This is a genomic window from Alsobacter ponti (assembly GCF_024294805.1).
In the GTDB taxonomy this organism is placed as follows: Bacteria; Pseudomonadota; Alphaproteobacteria; order Rhizobiales; family Beijerinckiaceae; genus Alsobacter; species Alsobacter ponti.
The window spans coordinates 1-18,968 of record NZ_JANCLU010000027.1 but is presented as its reverse complement, the minus strand read 5'-3'; the positions used below and the strand labels follow the sequence as shown (position 1 = coordinate 18,968).

At 66.4% G+C, this 18,968-nt stretch carries 17 protein-coding genes and 1 tRNA gene; 8 read left to right on the top strand and 10 right to left on the bottom strand.

The genetic code is table 11. The annotated features are described in order from the left end of the window. Positions 1-57: 57 nt before the first annotated feature. The 4 genes from NK718_RS19850 to NK718_RS19835 form a co-directional block, all read right to left on the bottom strand. On the bottom strand, positions 58-1,155 hold the full coding sequence (locus tag NK718_RS19850) for an ABC transporter ATP-binding protein (RefSeq protein WP_254745936.1): 1,098 nt from the start codon (positions 1,153-1,155) through the stop codon (positions 58-60). Between the two features lie 12 nt (positions 1,156-1,167). Next, positions 1,168-2,049, bottom strand: a complete 882-nt coding sequence (locus tag NK718_RS19845) for a carbohydrate ABC transporter permease (RefSeq protein ID WP_254745934.1) — start codon at positions 2,047-2,049, stop codon at positions 1,168-1,170. Continuing rightward, positions 2,049-3,005: a carbohydrate ABC transporter permease gene (locus NK718_RS19840; RefSeq protein ID WP_254745932.1), complete on the bottom strand. Its 957-nt coding sequence runs from the start codon at positions 3,003-3,005 to the stop codon at positions 2,049-2,051. The genes NK718_RS19845 and NK718_RS19840 overlap by 1 nt, the downstream gene beginning before the upstream one ends. A gap of 70 nt (positions 3,006-3,075) precedes the next feature. Then, on the bottom strand, positions 3,076-4,560 hold the full coding sequence (locus NK718_RS19835; RefSeq protein ID WP_307730386.1) for an ABC transporter substrate-binding protein: 1,485 nt from the start codon (positions 4,558-4,560) through the stop codon (positions 3,076-3,078). A gap of 185 nt (positions 4,561-4,745) precedes the next feature. On the opposite strand from NK718_RS19835, the gene NK718_RS19830 reads away from it, so the two are divergent. The 3 genes from NK718_RS19830 to NK718_RS19820 all read left to right on the top strand — a co-directional run bounded on the left by NK718_RS19830 (position 4,746) and on the right by NK718_RS19820 (position 7,928). Next, positions 4,746-5,459: a GntR family transcriptional regulator gene (locus NK718_RS19830; protein ID WP_254745995.1), complete on the top strand. Its 714-nt coding sequence runs from the start codon at positions 4,746-4,748 to the stop codon at positions 5,457-5,459. Between the two features lie 53 nt (positions 5,460-5,512). Continuing rightward, positions 5,513-6,673 (top strand): mandelate racemase/muconate lactonizing enzyme family protein, encoded by a 1,161-nt coding sequence (locus NK718_RS19825; protein WP_254745930.1) that lies wholly within the window; start codon positions 5,513-5,515, stop codon positions 6,671-6,673. 79 nt (positions 6,674-6,752) lie between these two features. Continuing rightward, entirely contained in the window at positions 6,753-7,928 is a 1,176-nt protein-coding gene (locus NK718_RS19820; protein ID WP_254745928.1) for an enolase C-terminal domain-like protein, read from the top strand. A gap of 164 nt (positions 7,929-8,092) precedes the next feature. On the opposite strand, the gene NK718_RS19815 is transcribed toward NK718_RS19820, so the two are convergent. Beyond that, positions 8,093-9,289 (bottom strand): mandelate racemase/muconate lactonizing enzyme family protein, encoded by a 1,197-nt coding sequence (locus tag NK718_RS19815; RefSeq protein WP_254745926.1) that lies wholly within the window; start codon positions 9,287-9,289, stop codon positions 8,093-8,095. A 272-nt stretch (positions 9,290-9,561) separates the two neighbouring features. On the opposite strand from NK718_RS19815, the gene NK718_RS19810 reads away from it, so the two are divergent. The 4 genes from NK718_RS19810 to NK718_RS19795 all read left to right on the top strand — a co-directional run bounded on the left by NK718_RS19810 (position 9,562) and on the right by NK718_RS19795 (position 14,068). Then, the gene (locus NK718_RS19810; RefSeq protein ID WP_254745924.1) at positions 9,562-10,368 is read left to right on the top strand and encodes a FadR/GntR family transcriptional regulator; all 807 of its coding nucleotides are present in this window, start codon (positions 9,562-9,564) and stop codon (positions 10,366-10,368) included. Beyond that, entirely contained in the window at positions 10,365-11,516 is a 1,152-nt protein-coding gene (locus tag NK718_RS19805) for a mandelate racemase/muconate lactonizing enzyme family protein (RefSeq protein ID WP_254745922.1), read from the top strand. The genes NK718_RS19810 and NK718_RS19805 overlap by 4 nt, the downstream gene beginning before the upstream one ends. Positions 11,517-11,668: 152 nt before the next feature. Then, on the top strand, positions 11,669-12,568 hold the full coding sequence (locus NK718_RS19800; protein WP_254745920.1) for a hypothetical protein: 900 nt from the start codon (positions 11,669-11,671) through the stop codon (positions 12,566-12,568). A gap of 69 nt (positions 12,569-12,637) precedes the next feature. Next, complete coding sequence (locus NK718_RS19795; protein ID WP_254745918.1) at positions 12,638-14,068, top strand: DUF1254 domain-containing protein; 1,431 nt, start codon at positions 12,638-12,640, stop codon at positions 14,066-14,068. Positions 14,069-14,143: 75 nt separating this feature from the next. Here NK718_RS19795 and NK718_RS19790 read toward each other — a convergent pair whose 3' ends face one another. Next, entirely contained in the window at positions 14,144-15,037 is an 894-nt protein-coding gene (locus tag NK718_RS19790; RefSeq protein ID WP_254745916.1) for a LysR family transcriptional regulator, read from the bottom strand. Positions 15,038-15,134: 97 nt separating this feature from the next. Between NK718_RS19790 and NK718_RS19785 the strand changes: the two genes are divergently transcribed. Beyond that, positions 15,135-15,539 carry a cupin domain-containing protein gene (locus tag NK718_RS19785; RefSeq protein WP_254745914.1) on the top strand — a complete coding sequence of 135 codons (405 nt, stop codon included), beginning with the start codon at positions 15,135-15,137 and terminating at the stop codon, positions 15,537-15,539. A gap of 93 nt (positions 15,540-15,632) precedes the next feature. Here the strand turns inward: NK718_RS19785 and NK718_RS19780 are convergent, their stop codons facing one another. From NK718_RS19780 to NK718_RS19765, 4 genes are all read right to left on the bottom strand, one after another. Next, on the bottom strand, positions 15,633-17,063 hold the full coding sequence (locus NK718_RS19780) for a homospermidine synthase (RefSeq protein ID WP_254745913.1): 1,431 nt from the start codon (positions 17,061-17,063) through the stop codon (positions 15,633-15,635). Between the two features lie 156 nt (positions 17,064-17,219). Beyond that, positions 17,220-17,648 carry a nucleoside diphosphate kinase regulator gene (gene rnk / locus NK718_RS19775; RefSeq protein ID WP_254745912.1) on the bottom strand — a complete coding sequence of 143 codons (429 nt, stop codon included), beginning with the start codon at positions 17,646-17,648 and terminating at the stop codon, positions 17,220-17,222. Between the two features lie 569 nt (positions 17,649-18,217). Continuing rightward, a tRNA-His gene (locus NK718_RS19770) sits at positions 18,218-18,294 on the bottom strand. A 98-nt stretch (positions 18,295-18,392) separates the two neighbouring features. After that, positions 18,393-18,968 (bottom strand): phasin family protein (locus NK718_RS19765; protein WP_254745910.1); only part of this gene is annotated, 576 nt, incomplete at its 5' end.

Here is an 18,968-nt window from a genome sequence, read left to right as displayed (position 1 = left end):
GGCTGCGCCGCCGCCCGAAAGCGCGGGCGCTCCCGGGGCGGGTCGTATCGGTCCGCCTCAGTCGGCCTCGAGAGCCATCTCGGTCGCGCCGTCGAACAGGTGCATGCGCTCCTGGTCGAACTCCAGCCAGATCGGCTGGTCCGGCGCGACGGGCATGGTGGGCGGCACGCTGATGTTGACGACGGCGCCGGACAGCAGGGCCTGGACGAAGGTGATGTCGCCGGTCGGCTCCACCGTGTAGGCCTTGGCGGGGATCGCGCCGGGAACGGGGCTGGTGGAGAGCTTGATCGTGGAGTGGCGCGCCCCGAGCACGACCTTCTTCGTGGTCGAGCGCTCGACCTTCCGGGCGTTGTGGGGCGAAAGCTCGATGCTCCAGCCTTCCTCGCCGGTCAGCACGGTCCGGCCGTTCGCCGAGGACGCCTCGAGCGGGATCAGGCTCATGGCCGGGCTGCCGATGAAGCTCGCCACGAACATGTTCACCGGATGGTTGAACACCTGCGCCGGCGAATCGTATTGCTGCAGGAAGCCGCCGTTCATCACGGCCATCTTGTCGGCCATGGTGACGGCTTCGAGCTGGTCGTGCGTCACGTAGATGATCGTGGCCTCGAGATCCTGGTGGAAGCGCTTGATCTCCGAGCGCATCTGCACGCGCAGCTTGGCGTCGAGGTTGGACAGCGGCTCGTCCATCAGGAAGACGGCGGGGTCGCGCACCAGCGCCCGCCCCAGCGCGACGCGCTGCTGCTGTCCACCCGACAGCTCGCGCGGCTTGCGTTCCAGCAGGTGCGTCATGTCGAGCACACGCGCGGCTTCCTTCACCTTGCGGTCGATCTCGTCGCGCGGAAGCCGGCGCATCTGCAGCGGGAACGCCAGGTTCTTGTAGACGGTCTTCTGCGGGTAGAGCGCGTAGTTCTGGAAGACCATCGCGATGTCGCGATTTTTCGGGTCGACGTCGTTGACCACCCGGTCGCCGATGGAGATGTCGCCCGACGTGATCGGAATGAGCCCGGCGACGAGGTTGAGCGTCGTCGTCTTGCCGCAGCCGGACGGTCCGACCAGCGCGACGAATTCCCCGTCATTGACCGTCAGCGACACGTTGTTGACGGCCGTGTGGGGGCCGTAGGTCTTGACGAGATTCCTCAGGACCACATGGGCCATGCGACCTACCTTCTAGTGTTTGACGGCGCCTTCGGTGAGGGCGCGGACGAAATAGCGTTGCAGCAGGAGGAACAGCACGACCACCGGCACGCTCATCATGAAGCTCGCCGCCATCAGGCCGGGGAAGTCCGTCGTGTTCTCGGAGAAGAAGCGCTGGATGCCGATCGGCAGCGTCAGTTGGTCGTTCTTGTTCAGGAACGTATAGGCGAAGATGTACTCGTTCCAGGCGCCGATGAAGGAATAGATCGCCGTCGCGATGATCCCCGGGGCCGACAGCGGCATCACGATCAGGATGAAGGCCTGGAACCGCGAGGCGCCGTCGATGCGGGCCGCCTGTTCGAGCTGGTGGGGGATGTTGTCGTAGAAGCCCTTGAGCAGCCAGATCGCGAGCGGGAGGCCAAAGGTCAGATAGGTGAGGACCAGCGAGCCGTGCGTGTTCACGAGGCCGAGCAGGCGCATCAGGATGAACAGCGGCACGAGGAAGATCACCGCCGGGAACATGTTGCGCAGCAGCACCGTGAAGAACAGGAACTTGCGCCCGGGGAAATCGAACCGCGAGAAGGCGTAGGCCGCCGGCACCGCGACGATGACCGCCAGGATCGTCGTCGAGACGGACACGAACAGGCTATTCCAGAAGAAGCGCAGGAAGTCGTTGCCCACGCTGCTGGTGGGATCGAGGAGCTTGTAGTAGCTCGCCAGCGTCGGCTCGTTCGGCCACCACTGGGGCGGGAACTGCATCGCCGCGAAGCCCGACTTGATGGACGTGATCAGCATCCAGATCATCGGCACGGCCGTGTAGAACAGCATCAGCGCCAGGAACAGGCGGCCGACCCAGCGCCAGCCGTCGATCGACTTGCGCGGCCTGGTCGCGACATTGGAGGGCATCGACGTCATCAGCCGCGATCCTTCCTCTCGGCCCCGCTGAGGGCGCGCACGTAGAAATAGCCGAGCGTCATCATGATGATGAACAGCAGCACCGAGTACGCGGACGCGATGCCCCAGCGCTGACGCCCGAAGGCGAGTTCGTAGATGTGCGTGATCCAGATGTGGGACGCGTTGGACGGTCCGCCGCCGGTCATGATCCACGGGATGATGAACGAATTGAAGTTCGACACCGCGAGCAGGAGGATCGTGACTGTCGACACGCCCTGGAGGTGAGGGAACGTGACGTGCCAGAAGCTCTGCCATGCGTTGGCGCCGTCCACTCGCGCCGCGCGCAGCAGTTGGTCGGGAACGGTCTGCAGCCCCGCCATCAGCATGATCATGGCGAAGGGGAACTCGCGCCACACGTTCACGACGATGAGAGAGGGGAGAACGGTGCTGACGCTGTCGATGAAATTCGGCGGGCGGTCGGTGATGCCGAGGCTGACCAGCACCGCGCCGATGACGCCGAAATTGGAGTGGTAGATCCACTTCCAGATATAGGAGGCGGCGACGGCGCTGATGACCCACGGGATGATGAGAATGGCGCGCAGCACGCCCCGCCCGACGAACTCGTGGTTCAGCGCGAGGGCGGTCCCCAAGCCGAGGACGAAGGCGGCGAATGTCGAGACGATCGTCCAGATGAAGGTGTTGGCGGTGACGCGCCAGAACACGTCGCTGGTCAGGATCAGCGAATAGTTGTCCAGCCCGACGAAGATCTTGTCACGCAGCTGGAGGCTTGGCGGCGTGGTGAAGAACGACAGTTCGATCGTGTAGTAAATCGGATAGGCGATGACGATGAGCATCACCACGATCGAGGGCAGCACATAGAGATAGTCGGCGCGGTTGATCCACGCCCGCTGAAGGACGCCCGGTTCCTTGGAATTTTCGCGCAAGGGTGCGTCAGCCAGGCGTGTCGCCAAGGTCATCAGAGAGCCCTTTTGGCTGTCGGGGAAAACGACCGGCGGCGAGCGCCGCCGGTCGCGTAGGCGGGCTCCGTCAGAGCTTGCCGCCGCTCATGATGTTCTGGATCTTCTTGGTGGCGTCCTCGGCCGCCTGGTCGACCGTCATCGAGCCCGTGAGCGCGTTCTGCAGCATGTCGGGCACGACGATGTTCATGATCTCGGGAGTCTCCGGGATCGTCGGGAACGGGATGCCGTAGGGCAGCATCGACGTCGTCACGTCCAGGAACTTGATCTTGTCCAGGCGCTCCTTCATCCACTTCGTCTTGAAGCCGTTGAGGTTGCCGGGGTTCGATCCCGCATAGGCCATCTTCAGCGACCATTCCGGGCTCGTCCAGAAGCAGATGAGCGCCTTGGCCGCGGCCTGGTCGACCTTTCCGCCGTCGACATATTCCGGCTTCAGGATGTGCATGTTCGAGCCGCCGAAGACAACGGCGCGCTTGCCGTCCGGTCCCGTCGGGATCAGGCCGTAGCGCATGTTCTCGATGACGGTTTCGGCCTTCTGCAGGTCGCTGCCGGTCGCCTTCTTCTTCAGGTCCTGCATCACGTCGTAGTCGGACGGATGCGAGATCATCATGCCGAGCTGGCCGGCCAGGAACAGCGGCTGATTGTCGGCCTGCTGGTTGGTCAGGGCCGAGACCGGCACGGACTTGTCGCGCACGTACATGTCGTACGACGCCTGCAGGGCCTTCTTGCTCGCCGGGCTGTTCAACTGGATCTTGGAATAGTTGGGGTTCGGCGAGGCTTCGTCGAACACGCCGCCGCCATAGGCCCAGAGCTGAGGCAGGAAGCGATAGGGCGTGTTGCCGGCGTTCTTGCGCGCGACGAGGCCGTAGCCGGCAATGCCGAGCTTGTCGTGGATCTGCTTGGAATACTTGACCACGTCGTCCCACGTCGCCGGCGCCTTGTCCGGATCGAGACCGGCGCGCTTGAACACGTCCGCGTTCCAGATCAGCGCCATCGTCTCGTTGTTGGTCGGGACGCCGTAGGTCTTGCCCTTCCACATGTTGGACTTCATGGCGCCGGGCCAGAAATCCTCGGTCGAGTAGCCGACGTCCTCGGGCTTCAGCTCCTGGAGATAGCCCTTGGCGGCGAATTCGACGCCGCCGAGAATCTGCAGCCGCACCACCATCGGACCGGCGTTGCCCAGCAGGGCCGTGCGGAACTTGTCGAGGAGGTCGTTATAGGTGAGCGCCTGCTCCTGGAGGTCGATGTTCGGATAAGTCTTCCGGAACGCGGCGAAGAAGTCCTTGTAGTACTGGCGCAGCAGATCGGGGTCGCCCTCGAACACGCCCTGATACCAGAAGGTCAGTCGGCCCTTGTAGTCGAGCGGCGTGACCTTGCCGCAATCGGCGGCGGTGTCGAAGTCCTTCGTGCCCGCGATCGAACGCACGTATTCCGGCGACCACTTGCTGAGGTCAACCGGAGGCGCGGCGAAAGCGGTCGATGACATCAGCATCGCGGCGGCGGCGGCGGTCGAAACACCGCGACGAATGGCGCGATTGAAGCCGAAGCTCGTCATTCTCTCCCTCCCTAATCGCCAGTGAGGTCTGGCGCTGGTCCTGTGGGTCCCCACCCAAAACTGGAGCGTTTTTAGTTATCTGCTCCGTCATGCAAACGGTCGCAGAACCTCACTTGCGTGTCAATCCGGCCGGATCGTATATTGTCGTGGCCGATCCGCACACGATCGGGCTGGGGGAGGACAGATTGGACGAGGTGGCCGACTACAAGGCGGAACCGCCCGTAGGCGTCGAACCCATCGGCGCCTCCACTGACTCCGCCGCGCTCCTCTACAAGACGATCCGCGAGGACATCGTCTCGGGTCGTCTCAAGGCCAATCAACGGCTCGTGGTGGCCGACCTCGCTCGGTGCCACAACACGTCGACCACGCCCGTGCGCGAGGTTCTGCAGCTTCTGCGCGGCGAGGGCTTCGTCATCTTCACCCGCAACCGCGGCGCGCGCGTGCGGCCCATCGACCGCGACTTCGTCCGCGACATCTACGAGATCGGCGTGCTGATCGAGCCCGCCCTCACACGCTGGTTCGTCGGCATGGCGACCGAGGCCGACATCGCGGAGCTGGAAGAGGTCCAGGCCCAGATCGAGGCCAACAATTTCGCCGACCAGATCAAGCACAGCGACCTCGACACTAAGTTCCACACCCTCATCTACCAGCGCCACTACAACCAGCATGCCGCCGAGCTGTGGTGGAAGCACCGCGAGGTGCTTCGCGCGGTGAGCCGCAGGTTCGACTTCACGCTGGCGCGGCGGGCGCAGGTCATGCGCGATCATCGTGAGCTCATCGCGCTCATCAAGGCGGGCGACGCCGACCGCGCGGCCGAACTGGTGGCGCGCCATGTCGAAGGGTCCGGACTCCACATTCTCGAGCACATGCGCGTCATGGAGGCCGCCCGGGCAAGCTGAACGGCCTGCCCGGGCGACGTTCGACTTCACGTCTTCACAGGAAAGCCAAGCACATGAAGATCACAAGCGTCAGGCCGTGGCTCATCAAGTCCGGCGCCTCCTACTGGGGCGAGTTCCTGTTCGTCGAAGTCAGCACGGATGAAGGCATCACCGGCTGGGGCGAGATCACCACGACGACGAAGATCGCCAACCGCGCCCTCACGGCGATGCTGCGGCAGATCGACAAGATGATGGTCGGCGAAGATCCCGCCCATATCGAGCGCCTGTGGCACAAGCTGTTTCGCAGCTTCACCTACATGGGCAGCCGCGGAGCGGCGGTGGAGTGCCTCAGCGCCATCGACATCGCGCTCTGGGACATTCGCGGCAAGGCGCTCGGCAAGCCGATCTACGAATTGCTCGGCGGCCCGGTGCGCGACGAAGTCGCTCTCTACACACACCCCGACCAGCGCAAGTTCACAAGCAAGGAAGGCGTCATCGCCGAGATCCGGGACATCGTGAAATCGGGCCACACCGCGCTGAAGTTCGACCCGTTCCCCTACCAGGGCCCCAGCGCGGACGGCAGGGCGCGCGAGCAGCGCGACGGCTATCTCGACGGCAGCATGACGCGCAAGGACGAGCGCGAGGCTGCGGAGTTGACGGCGCTGATTCGGGAAACCGCCGGCCCCGACATCGAAGTGCTCATCGACGCGCATGGCCGCTTCGACGTGCCCACGGCCATCAGGCTGTGCCGCACGCTCGAGGAAGCCGGGAACATCGACTGGTTCGAGGAGCCTTGCCCGCCGGAGAGCGTCAACGCCCTCAAGCAGGTGCGCGAGAAGGTCAACGCGCCGATTTCATGGGGCGAGAGGGGCCACACCAAGTGGGACTTCGTCCCGATCCTCGAGAACAAGCTGGCCGACTTCATCATGCCCGATGTGACCTGGACGGGCGGCATCACCGAGCTGAAGAAGATCTCGGCGCTCTGCGAGGCCTACTACATCCCCGTGTCGCCCCATGACGCTGCCGGGCCGATCAACGTCGTCGCGGGCGCGCAGGTGATGATGACGGTGCCGAACTTCTACAAGCTCGAAACCTCCGAGTGGAACCTGTCGAAATACGATCACCTGATCGACGTGCCGCTCGACAATTCCAACGGCAGCCTCAAGCTCAACCGCGCTCCGGGGCTCGGCATCGAGATGAACCGCGAATTCCTTGAGGCCAACGTCGTCGAGTGAGGCGCGAGCCTCGCCGAGCCGAATGTGAAATCGAGACAAAAACGCGCGTCCAAGCCGCGGAACAGGGAGAGAAAACCAGATGAAGATCGAGGGTATCGAGACCGTCGTTGTCAACGCCGTCCAACGCAACTGGATCTTCGTCAAGGTCTTGACGGACCAGCCGGGGCTGCACGGCTGGGGCGAAGCGACGCTCGAATGGAAAACCCGGGCGGTGAAGGGGGCCATCGACGATCTCGCGCCGTTCGTCGTCGGGGAGGACCCGATGAACATCGAGCACCTCGTCAACAGGATGGCCCGCTTCAGCTTCTGGCCACTGGGCTCGATCGGGCTGACAGCGCTCTCCGGCATCGAGCAGGCCCTCTGGGACATCAAGGGCAAGGAACTGGGCGTCCCGGTCTGGCAATTGCTCGGCGGCAAGGTGCGCGACAAGGTGCGCGTCTATACCCATCTCGGGCGCGGCGCGGTGGGCTTCCAGGTGCCCAATTCGGATGTCAGCGCCTATTGCGACGCGGTGCAGAAGACGGTCGAGATGGGCTACGACGCCATCAAACTCGGCTTCGTCCCCGTCAACGGCTACGACGCGCCGATCAAGGCGGTCCGGCACACCGAGAAGCTGGCGCGTGCGGTCCGCGAGCGCGTCGGCGACAACGTCGACGTCATGGTCGATTTCCACGGCCGTCCCGACTCGCTGGACGCCGCCATCGCCTACGTCAACGCCATCGCGCCCATCAAGCCGCTCTTCTGCGAGGAGGTGATCCAGCCCGGCGACGCCCGCGCGATGGCGGATATCGCGCGCCGGGTCGATTGCCCGCTCGCGACCGGCGAGAGGCTGTTCACGCCCCGCGAGTTCGCCGAGATCGCGGAAGCGCGCGCCGTCGCCTACGTCCAGCCCGACCTCGCGCACTGCATGGGCATCTCGGGCGGGCGCAAGATCGCCGCCATCGCCGAAGCCGCGCACATGGGCGTGTGCCCGCACAATCCGATGGGCCCCGTGGCCGGCGCCGTGGCGCTCAACTTCGACGTGGCGACCACCAACTTCGTCATCCAGGAAGAGGCGGTCGGCATCGTGCCGTGGTTCGAGGAGGTCTGCTCGGTCCATCCCTTGCGGCTGGCGGATCGCTGCTGGGCGGTGCCGGACGCGCCGGGCCTGGGCATCGAGATCGACGAGGTCGCGGCGGCCAGGCACCCGTTCCAGCAGGAAGTCATCCCCGCCACGGATTCCGTGCTCTGGGACGGGCGCATCGCGAACTGGTAAAGACAGCCACCGCGATCGAGCCCACCTTCGACGCGCCGGAAAGGGGCGGCCCTCGCGCCGCCCCGTTTCATGACCCGCCTGCTCGTGCGCCGCCCCGGTGGCGGAACGGCGGGAGCGGAGCGCAAACGACGGCGCGCTCGCCGTGGGGCGGCGCGCCGACCGCCTCAGTCAAAGAACGTTGCGTCGGCCTCGGAGAGGTAGCGGCGCGCGCGCTCGGGGTTGATCTCGACGCCCATGCCGGGGCGGTCCCACACCTCGATCATGCCGTTCTTGACGATCTGCTCCGGCAGGCCGTCGACGATGTCGTACCACCACAGCGGGTCGCCGCCGGGATACTCGAAGGCGATGAAGTTGTGCGGCAGCGTCGCGCACACCTGCACCAACGCCGCCATGCCGAGCACGCCGTTGCCGGTGCCGTGCGGGGCCATCAGCACGCCGTGCAGGTCGGCGTACTCGGCAATCCACTTCAGCTCCGCGATGCCGCCGACATCGCACGGGTCCGGGCCGACGACACGCACGGCCTTCTTCTCGAGCAGATCCTTGAAGTTCTGGCGCAGGTAAATCTGCTCGCCGGTGTGGATCGGCGTCGAGGTCGAGCGGGTCAGCTCGCGGTACACGTCGGCGTTGACATACGGCACGTAGTCGCCGGTCAGCATGTCCTCGAGCCACATCAAATGGTGCTTCTCGACCGCCTTGGCGAAGCGGATGGCGTCGGCCAGCATCCACCCCGGGCCGCAGTCGAGCGCGAGGCCCACCTTGTCGCCGAGCGCCTCCTTCATCGCCGCCACGCAGTCCAGCGTGTAGGCCATGCCGCGCTCGGTCAGCACACCGCGGTCGAGCGCGCCGTGGAACGGGCTCTCGTTCGCCTTGCCGTAGTAGTAGTCGGGGAACTCGCGCTTCATCGGGCTGTGGAACGAGATGCCCTGCTTGACGATGGTGAAGCCCTCGGGCAGCGCCATCATGCGCTTCATGTCCTCGGCGTAGTCCTCGGGCCGGAAGCTCGTCATCGGCTTGCGCAGAGAGCCGTTATAGACGCGCACGTGGTCGCGCACCTTGCCGCCGAGCAGCTTGTAGACCGGCAGTCCCGCCGCCTTGCCAGCGATGTCCCACAGCGCCATTTCGATGGCGCTGACGGCCGCGCCGTAGGGCTTGAAGGCGCCGCGCTGGCGGATCTTCAGCATCACCCGCTCGACGTTGGTCGGGTCCTCGCCGATCAGCGCATCGCGGAAGAACAGCACGAAAGGCGTGAGATAGGGCTTGTACTGCTCGACTTCGCCGTAGCCGCTGATGCCCTCGTCCGTGACGATGCGCACGATCGGGTTCTTGCCGATGACGGCGCACTTGAGGTCGACGATCCTCATTTCGGCATGTCCTCCCTTTGCCGGACCCTGCCGGCCCTGGCTCCGCCGCGGCGCGTCTCGCGGGCCGGCAGGTCACGGTCCGCGATGGACCGTGACGCCGGCCGGAACCCGGGACAACGCATTTCGAGCGAAGTGACACGAGGATTAGGTATGATGTATCGTCGTGTCAATCGACGGGGCTGCCGTTGTCGACGGCGTCATTCGGAGAGACGGCTTCCGCGCATTGAGGTGTTCGCCTCGGTTCCCAATCCCGCGCCGCGAGAGTGTTCCGGATGTCCCAGTTGTCCGAAGGTGCGGTCAAGGACATTGTCCATCGGATCGGCAGCCGCATCGTCTCGGGTGAGCTGAAGGAAAGCAGCATCCTTCCCCGCGAGGCGGAACTGGCGAGCGAATACGGCGTCGGCCGCAGCACGCTGCGCGAAGCGGTGAAGGTTCTCTCCGGCAAGGGGCTGATCCGCACGGTGAGACGCTTCGGGACGCAGGTCTGTTCATCCGATGAATGGAACTTCCTCGATCCCGACGTGCTCGGCTGGTACGCCGCCGTGCCGGCCAACGTGCCCGCGCTCATCTTCTCAATCATCGAACTGCGCAGCGCCATCGAGCCGGCCGCGGCGGCGCTCGCCGCGCGCCGGGCCTCGCCGCGCGAGGCCGCCGACATCCTGCGCCACGCCGAGGCGCTGCTTGCCGTGCTCCCGAGCGCGCCGTTCGAGTTCGACGTCGCTTTCCACCTCGGAATCCTGAACGCGACCCACAACGTCCTCTTCCGGGGCCTCGGCGCGTCCTACGAGGTGCTGCTGCGCGCGCAGTTCGAGGCCGCGTGGCCGCGGCTCTGGGGCGAGGCGCGCTATCACCCGGACGACAAGCACGTCGCCCTCGCCCGCGCCATCATGGCGCGCGACGCCGCCGGCGCGTCGCGCGTCGCCCGCGACATGATGCGCACCATGCGCCACAACACCGGGGTCATGGCCGAGAAGATGGGCGTGCCCGCCCATCCCGACCGGCCGGGGCCCCGCGCTTCCACCCTGTTCGCCGGCGGCGCCGGCGCGAAGCCAACCCCCGCCACAGGACGACGCCCATGAAGATCACCGCCATCAAGGCCTACCCCGCGTGGGTGGGCATCCGGAACCAGCTCCTCGTCAAGGTGGAGACCGACGAGGGCATTTACGGCTGGGGAGAAAGCGGCCTCTCGGGCCGCGAGAAGGCCGTGGTCGGCGCGCTCGAGCACTACGCCGAGTTCCTGCTCGGGCGCGATCCCATGCGCGCCGGCGCGCTGTGGCAGGAGATGTACCGCAGCCAGTATTTCGAGGGCGGGCGCGTGCTCACGGCTGCGATCTCCGCGATCGACCTGGCGCTGCACGACATCAAGGGCAAGGCGCTCGGCGTGCCGGTCTACGAACTGCTCGGCGGCCGTCACCGCGACCGCATCCCGACCTTCGCCACCACATCGGCTCCACCCGGCCCGGAGATGATCGAGCAGGGCAGGCTGCTGATGGACAAGGGCTGGACGTGCTTCCGCCTGTCCTGCGCCGACCACGAGACGAAAAGCCTGTACGAGCCGCGCGAGTCCATCGCCGTCACGGCGCGGTGGCTCGTCAAGGCGCGCGAGGCGCTGGGTGACGCCGTCGTGCTGGGCGTCGATTACCATCACCGGCTGTCGGTCGCCGAGGCGGCGTCGTTCTGCCAGAAAATGCCTTCCGGAACGCTCGACTTCCTCGAGGAGCCGATCCGCGACGAGAGCCCGCAGGCCTACGCCTCGCTGCGCGCCATGGTCGACGTGCCCTTCGCCATCGGCGAGGAATTCGCCTCGAAATGGCAGTTCCTGCCCTACATCGAGCAGGGACTGCACCAGTTCAACCGGCTCGACATCTGCAATGTCGGCGGCTTCACCGAGGCGATGAAGGTGGCGGGCTGGAGCGAGGCCCATTATGTCGACCTGATGCCGCACAATCCGCTCGGCCCGGTGTGCACGGCCGCCTCGGTGCACTTCTCGGCCGCCGTGCCGAACTTCTCCTGGCTCGAATGCCGGGCCGCTCCCACCGAAAATCTCGGCTTCGACGACCGCGATTTCTTCCCCGTCCAGATGGTTCTCGACGGCGCGGACTACATCGTTCCGGACACGCCGGGCCTGGGCGTCGAGGTCGACGAGGCGCTGCTGGCGCGCCAGGACTTCAAGTTCTGGGAAGCGCCGCATCTGCGCCGCCGGGACGGCTCCTTCACCAACTGGTGAGCGGGCCCCTCCGGCGACGATTTTTCGCCTCGCTGTCCCGTATTGGAAAACGGCCACGCTCAAGCCGGGCGTAATCTCCGCGGGATGCAACGAGGGGACGCACGGCGCGCGGGTCCGCTAGAGGGCGGACGCCGCGTTCGGCGATGGTGCGCATGAATCGGTTCGGTGCGGCAGTCGCCGGTGCGGCGCTGGTGCTTGGAGTGTCCGCCGGCGTCGCCGCCGCGCAGGCGACGGCCGAAAAGCCGAAGCCGAAGGCCAGGAAGCCGGCGATCGCAACGGCCGTCGTCGCTCCGAAGGCGGAGGCGCCGACGACTGAGGCGGGAGGAGGCGACATCAACAGGCTGCGCCACGCGGCGCAGAACCCCGTCGCCGACCTCATCAGCGTGCCGCTGCAGAACAATACGAATTTCGGCTACGGCCCGTACCGCCGCCCGCAGAACGTGCTCGATTTCCAGCCGGTGATCCCGTTCAAGATCACCCCCGAGTGGAACGTGATCACGCGCTGGGTGACGCCGATCGTTGACCAGCCGCGCCTGAGCCCGACCGAAAACGCCGATTTCGGGCTCGGCAATGTGCAGCCGTCGATCTTCTTGTCGCCGGCCCAGCCGGGCAAGATCATCTGGGGCGCGGGGCCGGTGTTCTGGTTGCCCACCGCGACGGGCCGAACGCTCGGCGTCAACAAATGGGGCGCGGGGCCGACCGCTGTGGCGCTCACCATCGAGGGCCCGTGGGTCGCGGGCGTGCTCGTCAACAACATCTGGGCCGGGACGCACAACCAGCGCGTCAACCAGATGCTGCTCCAGCCCTTCGTCAACTACAACCTGCCCGACGGCTGGTATCTCACGTCGAGCCCCATCGTCACCGCCGACTGGCTGGCGGACTCGGGCGACCGCTGGAAAGTGCCGATCGGCGGCGGCTTCGGCCGCCTGTTCAAGATCGACCGCCTGCCGGTCAACGCCCAGATCCAGGCCTTCTACAACGTCGTTCGCCCCGACTACGGGGCCACGTGGACCCTGCGCTTCCAGGTGCAGGCCCTTTTCCCGGCCATTTGAGCCGGGCCGGGCGGCCGTCATCCGGCGGCCGCCTCGTTTCGCCAACAGCTTTATCAGAAGGAGGACGTCATGAAACTCACACGCCGGGACGCTATCGGGGCCCTGACGCTGACCGCCGCGACGGGCATGGGCGCGGGCGCTCGCGCCTTCGAGGGGCCGCTGATGGACCTCGTGGCCGGGTCCGAGGACTTCGAGATGGCCACCGACGCCTATGTGTTCGGCTATCCGCTGGTCACCATGGAGATGACGAGGCGCGTCGTCACCAATGTCGCCGGCCCCGTCGGCACGCGCGCCCCGATGGGCCACGTCATCAAGCTGCGCAGCTATCCGGACGCCACCTTCCGCGACGTCACCGCTCCCAACGCCGACACGCTGTACACCACCTCGTTCTTCGACGTGGGCGACGAGCCGTGGGTGCTGAGCATCCCGGACATGAAGGGCCGCTATTTCCTGCTGCCCTTCCTCAACGGGTGGACGGACGTCTTCCAGGTGCCGGGTACGCGCACCACCGGCACGCAGGCCCAGACCTTCCTGATCTCCGGCCCCAACTGGACCGGCGCCGTGCCGGCGGGGATGCGCCAGCTGAAGTCGATCACTTCGATCGTCTGGTTGCTCGGCCGCATCTACTGCACCGGCACGCCGCAGGACTACGCCGAGGTGCATGCGCTGCAGGACCAGTTCAAGCTGCAGCCGCTCAGCACGTGGGGCAAGGACTGGACGGCGCCGGCCGGCAAGGTCGACCCGGCCATCGACATGAAGACGCCGGTGCGCGAGCAGGTGAACAAGCTCTCGACGGTGGAGTACTTCACCCTGCTCGCCGAGCTTCTGAAGCGCAATCCGCCGGCCGCCGCCGACGCGCCCGCGCTCGAGCGCTTCAAGCGGATCGGCCTCGAGGTCGGCAAGAGCTTCGACCCGCAATATCTCGAGGGCGCCTGGGACAAGCGCGTGCCGCAGGTCGCGCAGGACCGCATCCTGCTCCACTTCATGTCGCGCGATGGCGACATGTCGCGGGTGAACGGCTGGAACTACACCGTCAAGGCCGGGGTCTACGGGACGAACTATGTGCAGCGCGCGCTGGTGACCTATATCGGCCTCGGGGCGAACCGGCCGCAGGACGCCGTCTATCCGACTTCGCTGAAGCCCTCGCTGGTGGAGAACTACGACGGCTCGCGCAAGTACACGATGCGCTTCGCCAAGGGCGAGCTGCCGCCGGTGAAGGGGTTCTGGTCGCTGACCATGTATGACGAATCGCTGTTCTTCGTCGCCAACCCCATCAACCGCTACTCGATGAGCCTGCGCACCAACCCGAAGTTCGAGGCGGACGGTTCGCTCGTCATCTACATCCAGAACGAAAGCCCGGGCCCCGACAAGGAAGCCAACTGGCTCCCCGCGCCGAAGGGCAAGTTCCACCTGATGCTGCGCCTGTACTGGCCGGAGGAAGACCAGCCCTCGATCCTCGACGGGTCGTGGAAGATCCCGCCGGTGACCAAGGCCGGCTGAGCCGAGACGCCTTCCCCCGCGCTCCGATGCGGGGGAAGGCTCTTTCCGCCGTTGCTGGGCACGGAGCCGGATGTCCTAGCCGATCAGCGCTTTGCGCAGCGCCGGCAAATCGTCCAGCACGCAGTCGACGAAGGCGGCGATGCGCGGCAGCTTGCGCGCGTCCGCCGGGGTCAGCAGATACCAGGCGCGGGTGAGTTCCTGGATCGGCGGAAGCACCTGGACGAGCGTGTCCTCCGCGTCCCCGAGCGTGGTCGGCAGCGGCGCGATCCCGATCCCGGCCTTCACCGCCGACACGGCTCCCAGAATGCTCGACGTGCGACTGACGATCCGGGCGTCCGGAGCGACGGTGGGCAGCCACTTGGCGACGCGATGGCCCTGCATGATGCCGTCGAAGCCGATCAGCTTGTGGCCGGACAGATCGGCCGCCCGCAGGGGCTGGCCGTGATGCTGGATATAGCTCCTGCTGGCGTACACGGCCCAGGTGGAATCGCAGATCTTCCGGCCGACGAGCGTGTCGTCCACCGGCTCTCCCGAGCGGAAGGCGACGTCCGCTTCGCCCTTGGCGAGGTCGAGGTAACGGTCGCTCGTGATGAACTCGACGGTGAGCCCCGGAAACCGCTCATGGAAGCGATCCAGCAGGCCCGAGGCCGCGATGCGGGAGACGGTCGGCTCCGGGCATGTCAGCCGGATGGCGCCCCGCAGATCGAGTTTCAGCGTCTCGATCTTCCGCTCGAGCTTCTGCACGGCGTCGCCCACCGAAAGAACGTCCTCGATCAGCGCCTCGCCGAGTTCCGAGAGGCGGTATCCGGCCGGCTGGCGCTTCACCAGGCTCAGGCCGGCGCGCCGTTCGAGCTCCACCAGGCGGCGGTGGACCGTCGACTGGTTGACGCCGAGCATGCGCGCGGCCGCCAGCGTGCTCCCGGCGCGCGAGACCGCAATGAGGTAGCGAAGGTCGTTCCAGTCGAACACGCGGCCACTATGCGCTTTTGCGCGACCATTTTGCAGTCCCGCGGCTGCCGGCCCGTCTCGTCCACGGCTAGCGTCGGGCTCTCGAAGGAGGCTCGCCATGCACGAGAAAAGCGATGTCGGCACCATGATCGCCGCCCTGACCGTTGGCGTCACCCGCAGCGCCCAGGACGCGGGGCTCGCCAAGCTCACTCCGCTTCACCGCGAAACCGTCGCGGGGATGCCGACTTCGTCCGAGCAGGAAATCCGTGTCCTGTTCGCCACTCTGCTCCCCGGCGACGTCACGCCCCATCACTCGCACCGCCATCCCGTGACGGTGTACATGCTCGAGGGCGTGTTCACCCTGAAGCTCGCCGACCGCGAACCGGTCCACATCGCGGCCGGCCACGTTTTCGTCGAGCCCGCCGGCATCGCCATGACGGGCGCGAACGAGGGCGAAGTCCCCGCGCGGATGGCCCTGTTCTACGTCTGCGACCCCGACGAGCCCTTCGCCGACCCGGCGTGAGTTGGGTGGGCGCAAACCGGTCAACGGATTGCGGATGGAGCCGTCACGCGGGACAGCTCCCTCTTCAACGCCATCGGGTTGGGGTGTCCGGCCTCAACTGACGATGACGTTCCCGAACTGCCAGGGGTCGTCGAAGTCCACCCGCTCGCTGAACAGCGTGTTGCGGCCCTCGACAGGGGTCCACGCGGTGTACTCACCGACCAGCGAACCCAAATAGGGGCGTTGAATCTCGAGACAGCGTTCGAAGTCGAGATCGTCGGCTTCGACGAGTCCCATTTCCGGGTTCTCGATCGCCCAGACCATTCCGGCGATGATCGCCGAGGTCACCTGCAATCCCGTGGCGTTCTGGTAGGGAGCCAGCCTGCGCGTTTCCTCGATGGAAAGGCGCGATCCATACCAGTAGGCGTTCCGCTTGTGGCCGTAGAGCAGGACACCCAGCTCGTCGGCCCCGTCGGAGATCTCCTCGGCGGACAGGATCGTCCAGTCCGATGGCGCGCGCCATTCGTGGCCGGCCATCTCGTGGAGCGAGATCACCGCCAGGTCGCAGGGATGATAGGCATAGTGGCAGGTCGGTCGATAAACGACCCTGCCGCCCTCGCGCACGGTCAGGTAATCGGCGATGGAAATCGATTCGCTGTGGGTGATCAGGAAGCCGTGCATCGGCCCTGCCTGAGGGGTCCAGGTGCGGACCTTCGTGGCCGCGCCTCGCCGGTTGAGGTAGATCGCCGCCCCGCAGCCGAAGTCGTGCACACGGCCGTCTTCCGGGAGTTCCTTCTCGTGGGTTCCCCACCCCAGTTCGGCCGGCTGCACGGCCTCGGCGACAAAGCCTTCGACGGACCAGGTGTTGACGAAACGACCCGCCCGCTTGGCGATCATCGAATGCTGGGTGTCGCGCTCGGCGATGTGGATTCCCTTCACGCCGAGCCGGAGAGCCAGTTGAGCCCAGTCCTCCCGGCGCCGCGGAGCCGAATTGACGGCTCCGCCAGTGTCGCGCGCGAGGTTGATGAGCGCCTGCTTCGTCAGCCACGAGACCATTCCGGGATTTGCCCCGCAGGTCATGACGGCGGTCGGCCCCCCGGCGAACGCGTCGCGCAGGCTGAGCATCTGCTCGCGAAGGGCGTAGTTCGACCGCTCGGCCGCCGACAGCCGGGCATCGGTGTAGAAGCCGGCCCAGGGCTCGCTGACGGTGTCGATGTAAAGCGCGCCGAACTCGCGGCAGAGCAGCGCCACGTCCCGCGAGGAGACATCGACCGACACGTTCACGACGAAAGCCGGAGCGTCCCCCGTCAGCAGCGGCGACAGAATGCTCCGGTAGTTGTCGGGCGTGAGCGCCAGTTTGCGGAACTCGACTCCTCGATCCGCGGCGATGTCGCGGTGCATGGCGTCGGGAGAAATGACGGTGATCTTCGCGTGGTCGCACGCGACATGGCGCAGGATGAGCGGCAGCAGGCCGGAACCGACCGAGCCGAAGCCGATGATCACGATAGGCCCGGCCCAGCGTGCGTGAAGAGACGTGTGGTTCATTCTGTCATCCTGGTTCAGTCGCGCGATCGCAACCGGCGGCAGCACCGTCGGGAGACCGCGAAGTGATTTGGGGAGCCGCCTCGCCAGTCTTGGCCGACAGCGGCGCGGGCGAGGCGCTCGACCGGCGCTTCGCTCGCGGAGGCCGGTCGACCTCGTTCAGGCGTCCATTAGCGCTCTGCCCGAGCTCAGCACGGTGAGGTTGCGGGTCTCGCCCGAGCGCGTTCTGAACGTGATGGAATTGCCGGCAGCCACGCCGAGCAGGGCGGCTCCGACCGGGGTCAGGACCGAGATCCGTTTCCGCTCGATATCGGCATCGCCCGGGTAGACGAGCACGACGTCCTGAACGCGTCCCGTGCTTTCGTCGCGGAATTGCACGCAACTCCCGATGCGAACGACATTCGCGGGCAACGACCCCGGGCCGACGATGCTGGCACGCTCCAGCTCGCGGGAGAGGTAGTCGCTCAACTCGGGCATGGTTGTGCTTGCGGCAGCCGCGAGCGCGGAGAGCCGTCGGTAGTGGTCCGCCTCGATCAGGATCGGCGGCATTTGATCGGATGTCCGATTGGACGTGGCGCGTTGCTTCATGGCGAAGACCTGTCGTTAGGCGGCGCGCGGACCCGGATCCGGGTCGGGCTCGCGGGGAGGGGAGTTGTCGTCGTGCGAACGATGCTGCGCGTCTCGAGGCTTGGGCCTGCGAGAGGCGAGCGGCACGATCGTCGCGTCGGGGCGCGGCTGTGCCGACCCCGGTTCTGACGGATGTGGAGGTGCGGTTCTGTCGGGCATGGCGAACTTCCACGCGCGGACGAGCCGAGTTAACGGCCGGCGCGTTCAAGATGAGGAGAAGTTTTGAAGGAGCCGCTGCCAATGAGGCTTGGCGTCCAAATCCCCGAACTCGTCAGCCTTTAGCTGCGAGTCGGGGCTACATGCCCGCGATCAGCACACCCGTGAAGCGCTTGAAGCGCGAAATGATCGGTCGATTCAACATGATGGCGCTACCCTACATTGGCAGCCATCAATGTCAATTGGGATCGACTTCCCCGGTTGTCGCGAAGAACAATGCTGGCCAAGAAGAAAGCGGTGGAACAGTCATCCGACGCGCCTTCCAACACGCAGCCCGTGCAGCGCGTCGAAGTTCAGCCATGTCAGGAAAGGAGTGGTACAGCTGCCCCGGCTCGAACGGGGGACCCCCAGATCCACAATCTGGTGCTCTAACCAACTGAGCTACAGCTGCACTCGCTTGCGCGGCGAGACTGATAGGCTGTCCCGCGCCGCGTTTCAAGTCGAAAAAGCCCCGGCCCGCAAGGCGGGCCGGGGCTCGATTTTAGGGCTTCAGCCCTTGTGCGACAGGGCCGCGCGGACAGGCTTGGCGGCCTCGTCGAGCGTCTTGGTGGCGATGCCGGCAAGCGTCTTGGCCTGGCTCCGCGCCGCCTCGAACTGCTGGCGGGCGTGGCGCGACTGGATCTCGATTGCCTCGGAGAGCGTGCGCACCCCGGTCATCGCCTTGAGGAAGCCGAGCGTGGCGTCGGCGTTGGCCTGCATCGCGTCGAGCACGCTCGCCGAGAAGCTCTGGAGCCCCTTGCTGGCGGCGTGGCCGCTGCTCTCGAGGCCGGTCGTCATCGTCTCGGCCGACTGGCGGATCGTGGCGTAGGCCTCGCGCGCCTGGGTGAGACCGGTGGTCGCCAGGTCCTGAACCGCCTTGGGCAGCACCTCGCCGACCGGAGCCGTGGCGAACCGCGCATGGAATGCGAAGGCCAGCGGCTGCTCTTCCGTGGCGCGCGCCTTGCGGGGCGGCAGCACCTCGACGGTCGCCGGAGCGACGGCAGCGGGCTTGGCGGCGGCCGGAGCGGGCGCGGGCGCGGCCGGCGCGACGACGGGCGCCGGAGCGGCGGGCTTCGCCGGAGCCGC

Excerpts from the sequence above, each read along its gene's own strand:
- NK718_RS19835 (WP_307730386.1), bottom strand. The coding sequence starts at position 4,560 with ATGACGAGCTTCGGCTTCAATCGCGCCATTCGTCGCGGTGTTTCGACC.
- NK718_RS19780 (WP_254745913.1), bottom strand. The coding sequence starts at position 17,063 with ATGAACCACACGTCTCTTCACGCACGCTGGGCCGGGCCTATCGTGATC.
- NK718_RS19845 (WP_254745934.1), bottom strand. The coding sequence starts at position 2,049 with ATGACGTCGATGCCCTCCAATGTCGCGACCAGGCCGCGCAAGTCGATC.
- NK718_RS19825 (WP_254745930.1), top strand. The coding sequence starts at position 5,513 with ATGAAGATCACAAGCGTCAGGCCGTGGCTCATCAAGTCCGGCGCCTCC.
- NK718_RS19795 (WP_254745918.1), top strand. The coding sequence starts at position 12,638 with ATGAAACTCACACGCCGGGACGCTATCGGGGCCCTGACGCTGACCGCC.
- NK718_RS19800 (WP_254745920.1), top strand. The coding sequence starts at position 11,669 with ATGAATCGGTTCGGTGCGGCAGTCGCCGGTGCGGCGCTGGTGCTTGGA.
- NK718_RS19820 (WP_254745928.1), top strand. The coding sequence starts at position 6,753 with ATGAAGATCGAGGGTATCGAGACCGTCGTTGTCAACGCCGTCCAACGC.
- NK718_RS19815 (WP_254745926.1), bottom strand. The coding sequence starts at position 9,289 with ATGAGGATCGTCGACCTCAAGTGCGCCGTCATCGGCAAGAACCCGATC.
- NK718_RS19850 (WP_254745936.1), bottom strand. The coding sequence starts at position 1,155 with ATGGCCCATGTGGTCCTGAGGAATCTCGTCAAGACCTACGGCCCCCAC.
- NK718_RS19810 (WP_254745924.1), top strand. The coding sequence starts at position 9,562 with ATGTCCCAGTTGTCCGAAGGTGCGGTCAAGGACATTGTCCATCGGATC.
- NK718_RS19840 (WP_254745932.1), bottom strand. The coding sequence starts at position 3,005 with ATGACCTTGGCGACACGCCTGGCTGACGCACCCTTGCGCGAAAATTCC.
- rnk (WP_254745912.1), bottom strand. The coding sequence starts at position 17,648 with ATGAAGCAACGCGCCACGTCCAATCGGACATCCGATCAAATGCCGCCG.
- NK718_RS19785 (WP_254745914.1), top strand. The coding sequence starts at position 15,135 with ATGCACGAGAAAAGCGATGTCGGCACCATGATCGCCGCCCTGACCGTT.
- NK718_RS19805 (WP_254745922.1), top strand. The coding sequence starts at position 10,365 with ATGAAGATCACCGCCATCAAGGCCTACCCCGCGTGGGTGGGCATCCGG.